This window comes from Streptomyces durbertensis (assembly GCF_014156695.1).
In the GTDB taxonomy this organism is placed as follows: domain Bacteria; phylum Actinomycetota; class Actinomycetes; order Streptomycetales; family Streptomycetaceae; genus Streptomyces; species Streptomyces durbertensis.
This window is the reverse complement of the sequence record NZ_WMLF01000242.1, coordinates 1-7,964: the sequence shown is the minus strand read 5'-3', so window position 1 is coordinate 7,964 and position 7,964 is coordinate 1. Positions and strand designations below refer to the sequence as shown.

Annotated in this window: 8 protein-coding genes; 6 read left to right on the top strand and 2 right to left on the bottom strand. The window is 72.4% G+C overall.

The window, feature by feature from the left end; translation table 11 throughout:
* Nucleotides 1-35: 35 nt before the first annotated feature.
* A complete protein-coding gene (locus GL263_RS16530; RefSeq protein ID WP_182856492.1) occupies nucleotides 36-1,046 on the bottom strand; it encodes a lysylphosphatidylglycerol synthase transmembrane domain-containing protein in 1,011 nt (336 codons plus the stop codon).
* Between the two features lie 262 nt (nucleotides 1,047-1,308).
* Here GL263_RS16530 and GL263_RS16525 point away from each other — a divergent pair, with 262 nt between their 5' ends.
* The 4 genes from GL263_RS16525 (at nucleotide 1,309) to GL263_RS16510 (ending at nucleotide 5,244) form a co-directional block, all read left to right on the top strand.
* The gene (locus GL263_RS16525) at nucleotides 1,309-4,110 is read left to right on the top strand and encodes a glycosyl hydrolase (protein ID WP_182856491.1); all 2,802 of its coding nucleotides are present in this window, start codon (nucleotides 1,309-1,311) and stop codon (nucleotides 4,108-4,110) included.
* A 199-nt stretch (nucleotides 4,111-4,309) separates the two neighbouring features.
* Nucleotides 4,310-4,588: a hypothetical protein gene (locus tag GL263_RS16520; protein WP_182856490.1), complete on the top strand. Its 279-nt coding sequence runs from the start codon at nucleotides 4,310-4,312 to the stop codon at nucleotides 4,586-4,588.
* 68 nt (nucleotides 4,589-4,656) lie between these two features.
* The gene (locus GL263_RS16515) at nucleotides 4,657-4,923 is read left to right on the top strand and encodes a hypothetical protein (protein WP_182856489.1); all 267 of its coding nucleotides are present in this window, start codon (nucleotides 4,657-4,659) and stop codon (nucleotides 4,921-4,923) included.
* Between the two features lie 63 nt (nucleotides 4,924-4,986).
* A complete protein-coding gene (locus GL263_RS16510; protein WP_228456556.1) occupies nucleotides 4,987-5,244 on the top strand; it encodes a hypothetical protein in 258 nt (85 codons plus the stop codon).
* A 71-nt stretch (nucleotides 5,245-5,315) separates the two neighbouring features.
* Here the strand turns inward: GL263_RS16510 and GL263_RS16505 are convergent, their stop codons facing one another.
* Nucleotides 5,316-6,728 carry a pyridoxal phosphate-dependent decarboxylase family protein gene (locus GL263_RS16505; RefSeq protein ID WP_182856487.1) on the bottom strand — a complete coding sequence of 471 codons (1,413 nt, stop codon included), beginning with the start codon at nucleotides 6,726-6,728 and terminating at the stop codon, nucleotides 5,316-5,318.
* A 47-nt stretch (nucleotides 6,729-6,775) separates the two neighbouring features.
* On the opposite strand from GL263_RS16505, the gene GL263_RS16500 reads away from it, so the two are divergent.
* Together GL263_RS16500 and GL263_RS16495 are read left to right on the top strand one after the other, a co-directional pair.
* A complete protein-coding gene (locus GL263_RS16500; RefSeq protein WP_182856486.1) occupies nucleotides 6,776-7,669 on the top strand; it encodes a 3-methyl-L-tyrosine peroxygenase-related protein in 894 nt (297 codons plus the stop codon).
* Nucleotides 7,670-7,718: 49 nt separating this feature from the next.
* The coding region (locus tag GL263_RS16495) for a hypothetical protein (RefSeq protein WP_182856485.1) at nucleotides 7,719-7,964 on the top strand (246 nt) is incomplete at its 3' end.

The window sequence follows — 7,964 nt, the reverse complement described above, 5'->3', positions numbered from 1 at the left end:
CGGGCGGCGCGCGCATGGTCTGGGCACTCGGCGCCTCACCGTGTCTCGCGCAGCGTGATCCCGAGCCAGCACGCCCAGCCGACCAGCTGCGGCAGCCAGAAGCTCCAGATCCGGTACACCAGCGCGGCGGCGAACGCCTGCCCCGGCTGCAGGCCGTACAACACCAGCAGAGCCGTCAGGCTCGCCTCCGCGATCCCGATGCCGCCCGGTGTCAGACGCGCGCTGACCGGGATCTGCACCAGCCCGTAGATGAGCAGCAGGCCGGCCCACGGGATCGGGACGCCCAGCGCCCAGAGGCTGGCCACCAGGCAGGCGGCGTCGAAAACCCAGTTCAGCAGGGCCAGTCCCACCGGCCACAGCCACGGTCGCACCCCGGGCCGGACCCTCCTGGCGTGGGTCACCAGGCCGCGTACCGCCTTGCTCGCCGACCTGGTCCGGCCGTACCGGGCCTCGACGCGTGCCCAACCACGGCCCATCGCCCGCCGGACGACGGCCGACCGCAGGGCGATCAGGCCGATGACGGCGACCGTCGCCAGCACCGCCAGCACGGCCATCAGCTCCGGGCCGGGGCCCCGGGAACCGGCCGTGAGCGTGCCCACCGCGATCACGGTCAGCAGCGCCAGCGCCGACAGCCCGCCCGAGACCACAAGAACTCCCGCGGTCAGCGCCTCTCCCGCCCCCCGGCGCCGCAGCTGGCGGTAGAGCCAGGCGACGGCGAACGCCGCGCCCGCGGGCAGCACGCCGGCGATCGCGTTTGCCGAAAGCACCAGCGGCACCATCCTGGCCGTTGTCATCCGCAGCCCGCCGGTGGCGAGAAACCACCGCTGCATCGCGGCCAGACACACCAACGCGGCGGCCTCGAAGAACAGGGCCACGAGCGCCTTGGCGGGATCGATGCGCGTCAGCAGCTCGGCCGCCCGACGCAGTTCCCCCTGCCGCGAGACCAACCCCAGCAGCGCGGCGGTGACCAGGACCGCCGCTACCAGCCACCACAGCCAGCCGAGCCGCGCCCACCGCGCTTCCGACGCACGGCCGCCACGTGTCATGGCTGATGCTCCGCACCAGCGACGGCCACGTACAGCACACAGCCGACGCTATCGCGCGATGCCGCGTTCCGCGCCTCCTGCGCCGCCGCGCCGGGGCCGAGCGGCGGGCCGACGTGCCGCACGGTCCGGGCGCGGTGCCGCCTCCCTTCACCGTGTGGAGGGGCGTGTCGGCCGGGGAGGCATTCCGGCTCGACGTATTGACCGGCCCGGAACGCGGCCCTACGTTGTCGGCGACTTGAGAGCGCTCTCAGAGGAGCTGCGTATGAGAATTCCACGAACTGTCTCGGTGCTGACAACGGCGGCTCTCGCCGCCACCGCGCTGGGCACCCTCGGCAGCGGCACCGCTTCCGCCGCCACGATCGAGGTGGGCAGGGGCAGCTACAGCGACGTCCGCCCCGGCGGCGCCCAGGGGCCGTCGAACAACACCGGCCAACCGGTGAAGCCCAAGGTCACCCCCGCCATGGCCGACACGCCCGTCCCGACGAACGACTGGTGGTCCTCGCTGGCCTTCCAGCGCTTCGCCGGCAACCCGTGGTCGGAGAACATGTACGGCCACCCGCTCACCTACAAGGCGGTCTCCGGCGGACTGGAGGTCGGCTACCCGACCGCACACCGGATCGTGGGCGACGGCCGCCAGTACGAGTTCCCGCACAAGGCGGACCTGACGCTGGGACTCGTCGGCCTCAACTCACCCGACGCGAAGGCGGACGGGTGGAGCGACTGGACCGTCAGCCCTTACTGGAGCGACGGCGCGCGCAGCCTGCGCACGACCATCGGCCACGGTCTGCCGTACGTGTACGCCGAGGGCACCGGCGGGGCGGCGCGGATCAGCGCGGCGGCCCCACCGACGGTCTTCGCCGACCAGGGCAACGTCCTCGGTGTCACCATCTCGGGGCACCACTACGCGCTGTTCGCCCCCAGCGGCAGCGACTGGACCGTCTCCGGCAACGAGATCCGGGCCGACCTGCGCGGGAAGGACTACTTCTCCCTGGCGGTCCTCCCGAGCCGGGACGCGCTCGCCGACTTCGGGAAGTACGCCTTCAGCTTCGTGACCGGGTCCAGGGTGGACTGGGACTACCGGGAGGGGAACGGCGAGGTCCGGGCGACGTACTCGCTGACCACCGAGGCGAAGGAGGGCAGCCGGACCGGCACCTACCAGGCGCTCTACCGCCACCAGTGGCTGCACACCGGTGATCCCCTGACCTCCTACCGCTACGTCTCGCCGCGCGGCGAGATGAAGGTCCGCGAGGGCACGTCCTTCTCGACCACGCAGAAGGTGAACGGCGTCCTGCCCGGCCTGCCGAGCGCCGCGGGCGTCGACAGGGCGAAGGTCAGGGCCCACATCAACGAGGTCCTGAACCAGGGCGACCCCTTCAGCGGCGCGGTCGACACCTACTGGACCGGCAAGGCCCTCGGCAAGCTCGCCCAGCTTGTCCCCCTCGCCGACCAGGTCGGGGACACCGCCGCCCGCGACAGGCTGCTGACCCTGATCAAGGGCCGGATGCAGGAGTGGTTCACGGTCGGCGGACCCTCCGAGTTCTCCTACGACAAGGACTGGCGCACCCTCATCGGATACCCCGCCTCCTACGGCAGCGACCAGGAACTCAACGACCACCACTTCCACTATTCCTACTACGTGATGGCCGCCGCCGTCGTGGCGCAGTACGACCCCCGCTGGGCCGCCGACTCGGAGTGGGGCGGCATGGTGAAGGAACTCGTCAAGGACGCCGCGAACCCGGCACGGAACGACCGCAGGTACCCGTTCCTGCGCGGCTTCGACGTCTACGCCGGTCACAGCTGGGCGGCCGGCCACGCGGCGTTCGCCGCCGGCAACAACCAGGAGTCCTCCTCGGAGTCCGTCAACCTCAGCGCCGGCCTGATCCTGTGGGGCTCCGCCATGGGCGACAAGGCACTGCGCGACCTCGGCGTCTACCTGATGACCACCGAGTCGGAGGCGATCGCGCAGTACTGGTTCGACGCCGACCAGCAGGTCTACCCGAAGGACTTCTCCCACGACGTCGTCGGCATGGTCTGGGGCAGCGGCGGCGCCTACGCGACCTGGTGGACCGCCAACCCCGAGGAGATCCACGGCATCAACTTCCTCCCGATGACCGGGGGTTCGCTGCGCCTGGCACGCGAGAAGGCCATGCTGCGGCGCAGCGTGGCCGAGATGGAGAGGGAGAACGGCGGCCCGGCCGTCGAGTGGAAGGACATCTTCTGGCAGGTCCAGGCCCTCTACGACCCGGCCGGGGCCATGACCTTCTGGAACCGCTGGAACGGCGCCTACGAGCCCGAGGCCGGCGCGAGCAAGGCCCACACCTACCACTGGATCGCCACGATGAACTCCGTCGGCTCACCCGACATGACCGTCACGGCCAACACCCCGACCGCCGTCGTCTTCGAGAAGAACGGCACCAGGACCTACGCCGCGCACAACCACACCGCCCAGCCGTGCTCGGTGCTCTTCTCGGACGGAGGAGTGCTGAACGTGCCGGCGAGGTCCACCGCGTCCGGCGCGGGCGGCGACACCAGGCTGGGAACCCTGTGCGGCACCACGGGCGACGACACCGGGTCGCCGCCGGCCACCGGTGACACCTTCCACCTGCGCTCCGGCGGCCGGCTGGCCACCGAGGCGGCCTCGACCGCCTCCTCCGACACCCTCCCGTCAGCGGGCGGCGCCAACCGCGACGGAACCCCGCACAACCCGCTGGTCTACGAGGTGAGGAACGTCAACGGCACCCTGAAGTCCGGCTCCGCCACCACGTTCACCTTCAAGGTCGACGCCGGCACCCACGTGGGCCACGCCCAACAGGCCCGCGTCTCCTACGACCTGACCGGCGACGGCACCTTCGACCGCGTCGAGACGTACCGCTACTTCGCCACCGACCCCGTCCCCGGTTGGGAGGAATACTCCTCCGCCCGCCAAGGCACTCTCTCCACCTCGGGCACCCTCGGCAACCTCAGGGGCGGCACCATCCGCGTCGAGGTCTGGAGCGCCCTGGGCAACGGCCCGTCCACCCTCCAGGTCGGAAGGGGCTCCGCCCTCACCATCCCCTTCACCTGACACCGGGCCCGGCCCGTGGGGCCCCACCCCACGGGGCCGGGCCGCGGGCGGAGGAGCGCCCACCCCTCAGCCGCGGGACGAGAAGCGTTCGGCTGCCACGCCGGCTCCGCGGATCCCGGTGCGGCTCCACGTGTCCTCCGCCCCGGGTCCCGCGTTATATCCGCGTACACGCTCTGGTCCACTGGCGAAGGAACCCAAGATGATGCGGAAGGCGCGTATGCGCGGGCGCGTGGTGATGACGGTGTGCTCCGGCCTGCTGGTCGCCGGCATGGGCGGGGCGGCTCACGCCGACAGCAACGACAACCTGGCCGACCCCCCGCTCAAGTGCGGTGCGGGGCTGCTCTCGGTCGGTGGCGAGCGGCAGTCGTGCGTCACGGAACAGCACGTCGACCAGCAGATCGTCAAGCATCACAGCAAGAGTTTCGACATCGTCGACTTCGCCGACGTGATCACCCCGCTCGACGGCCTGCTGCCCTGAGCACCCCGGTCTCCTCCGCGCCCGGCGGGAACCGCCGGGGCCCTCTCGTTCGATTCAGGAGTTCAACGATGCGTACCCATCGGTTCGTCGGAGCGGCGGCCCTGGCCGCGGGAGCGCTGGTGCTGGCCACCGCGGGAGGAGCCGCGGCCGACACCAACATCAACACCCACAGCCCGTCGATGCTGTGCGACACCGGACCGCTGGCCGTCAACCCCCCTGCCAGCACGTGCGAGGCACGGCAGAACGTCAAGCAGGGCGTGCTCAAGACCCACACCGAGGACGTGGACCTGATCAACCGCCTGGACATCGCCATCCCGGCCACGTTGGGGCTCTGACACATGCGCGCGGGGACTCTGAACATGCGGGTGCGCACTCCGAACACGAAGGCGGGACGTTCCATGGGCGTGATGCGTACGGCCGGTCTGTCGCTGGCGGCGCTCGCCGCCGTGGTGGCGAGCGGGACCCAGGCCGCGGCCGACTCCAACCAGACCGAGCAGAAGCCGCTGATGCTCTGCAACATCGTGCTGTTCTCACCCGGAGCCCAGGTCGGCGACGGCTGCCAGGCGGTGCAGGTGAGCGGGCAGAGCATCCTGAAGGAGGACAGCGTCAGCCACACGCTGGTCGACTTCGTCGGTGTGCGCCCCAGCCTTCTGTGACGTTGCCGTCTTCTGTGACGTTGCCATCCTCCATGCCAGGGACGTCCTCCGCGCCAGGGCCGTCCTGCCGGTCAGGACGCCGACACCGCGCAGGCCCTGATGACGTCCCAGGCGCGGCGGACGGTCGTCTCGTCCGCGTACGGGGACCCCAACGCGGCGCGGAGCACCGGCCGGCCGTCCACCACGGCGGGCGTGCACAGCACGTCGGCCTCCTCGGAGAGACGCCGGGTGAGCTCGCGCGTCCTGTCGTCGGTGTCCGCGCGGAAGACGACAAGGCCGAACCGGTGGGCCACCAGGTGGAATCCGGGCTCCCGCTCGACCAGGGAGGCGAGCAGGGCCGCGAGTCGGACATCGCGCCGGATCACCTCCCGCAGTTCCTCCAGCCCGTGGGCGCGCAGCACGTACCACAGCTTCAGAGCCCGCATCGGGCGGCCGAGCGGGATCTGCCAGTCCTTGAAGTCGACGACCTCCGGCGAGTCGGTGGCGTCGCCGCGCAGATAGGAGGCGGTCGAGCCGAGAGCGTCGGTCAGGTCCTTCCGGTCGGCGACCCACAGGACGTCGCAGGGGGTGCCGGTGCGCATCCACTTGTGGGCGTTGACGGCGTAGGAGTCGGCGAAATCCAGCCCGGCGTTGTCCTCTCGCAGCTCCGGGCAGAGCGCCGCGCTGCCGGCGTAGGCGGCGTCGACGTGCAGCCAGATGCCGCGCTCCCGGCAGACGGCGCCGATCCGGGGCACCGGGTCGGTGGCGCAGGTGCCGGTGGTGCCGGCGGTCGCGATGACGGCGGCGGGCAGCAGGCCGGCGGCCCGGTCCGCGTCGACGCGTTCGGCCAGCGCGGCCGGGTCCATGACATGCGTACCGGGGGCCGTCGGCACGAGCACGGGTTCGCCGGCACCGGCGACGCGGACGGCCTTCGGCACACAACTGTTCGCCTGGTCCGTGCAGTAGACCCGCAGCCGGCCCTCTGTCCCGTGCTCGCGCCACCGCCCCGGGGAGGCTCTGTGCAGGGCCGCGACCACGGCGATCAGCACGGCCGACGACGCCGAGTCCTGGATGACGCCGCCGCCCTGCCTGGACGCGTGCGTGAAACGGGCCGGCAGGTCCAGGGCGCGGGCGAGCCAGTCGCACACCCGCTGCTCCAGCTCGGTGGCGGCGGGCGACGTCGACCACATCATGCCCTGCACGCCCAGCCCCGCCGTGACCAGCTCGGCCAGGACCGAGGCGGGCGAGTTGTTCGTCGGGTAGTAGCCCAGGAAGTTCGGGTGCTGCCAGTGCACCAGCTCCGGCACGATCGTGCGCCAGGTGTCCTCGAGGATGGCCGCCAGGTCCTCGCCCCGCTCGGGCGCCGACTCCGGGAGCGCCTTGAGGGTGGTGCCCGGCGGACCGGGCGGCACCACGGGGAGGTCGCAGGAGGCCAGAGCCCGCCAGTGCTCGGTCAGGCGCCCGGCCGCGTCCGCGGCTGCGGTTCGAAACGCACGGTCGTCCATGCACGGAAGCTGGCCGCGGGGCCGCGGGCCCACACCCTCCTGGAGTCATGATCACTCGTACGAGCCCCGTGTGGCTGCCCCCGCCCGAACTGCTGCCCGACGCCCGTTCGGCACTCCGCGACGCGGAAGCGGCGGAACGCCCGCCCGGCGGCGGTACCGGCGGCCGCCGTCCCGGAGCCGCCGAACCCCTTCCCAACCCCCGGGAGGCCGTGTACGACGCGCACTTCGACGTGGCCCGCACCTCTCACGAACCGGCCCGCACCCTGCTGCGGGCCCTGCTGCGCACCACCGCCGAAGTCGGTGTCTGGGCCTCGGCGGAGACCCGGGCCGCACTGGACACGGCACTGGCGGTGTGCGGCCAGCGCGCCCCCGCCCCCGCGGGGGGTACGTCCCTCCTGTCCCCGGTGGCCCGCTGGCGCGCGGGACACCGGTTGTTCTTCGCCCTCACCGCGGCCACCGTCGTCGCCCTGCGCGACGCCACCGCCCGGCCGGTGGGACGCCACCCCGGGCCGGCCGCGACCCGGGACGCGGCCCTCCTGCTCCGCGCGAGTACGGCCGCCATGGAGGCGACCGCCTCCTTCGCCCCGCACGCCTACCGAAGCCAGGTGCGGCCGTCGATGGAACCACCCCAGGAGCGGGACGGCTTCTCCGGCCTGTGGTCCGCCGACCACCGTGCCCTCGTGCGACAGCTCGACGTCTGGGGCAGGGCCCACGCCGAGTCCTGCCGCGGAGGGTGCCACGCGGAACGCGCGCTCCGCGCCGCCCTCGCCGACGTCCACGCCGCCCACCACGGCATCTGCGCCCGCTTTGTCGGCCGCGGTCCCTCCCTGCTCGGGGGAGACGCCAACGCCCTGCGCACGCTGGGCCGCCTCGCCTCCTCCCGCAGCCGGCTGCTGAGGCCCGACGCCCCACAGTCCCCGCCGCGCCGGACCAGGGCCTAGACCCGGCCTGGACCAGGACCCGGGCCGCCGACCACCGAAGGAACCGATCATGCACCCGAACGTCCCGTCACCCACCCCACCCGTGCCGGCGCGCGGCACCCCGGCGCCGGCACGGGAACGGAACAACGCCCGACCCGTCGCGTGGGAAGGCGTCGACCTCGACGAGGGCGCGGCTCAACTGGAACGGCTGACCGACGAGATCGCCTTCCTCGACCGTTCCGCCTTCCTGCCCGCCTCCTACCGGCCCGCCACCGGACTGGTGCGACACGTCCCCGTCTCCCCGCTGCTGACGGCC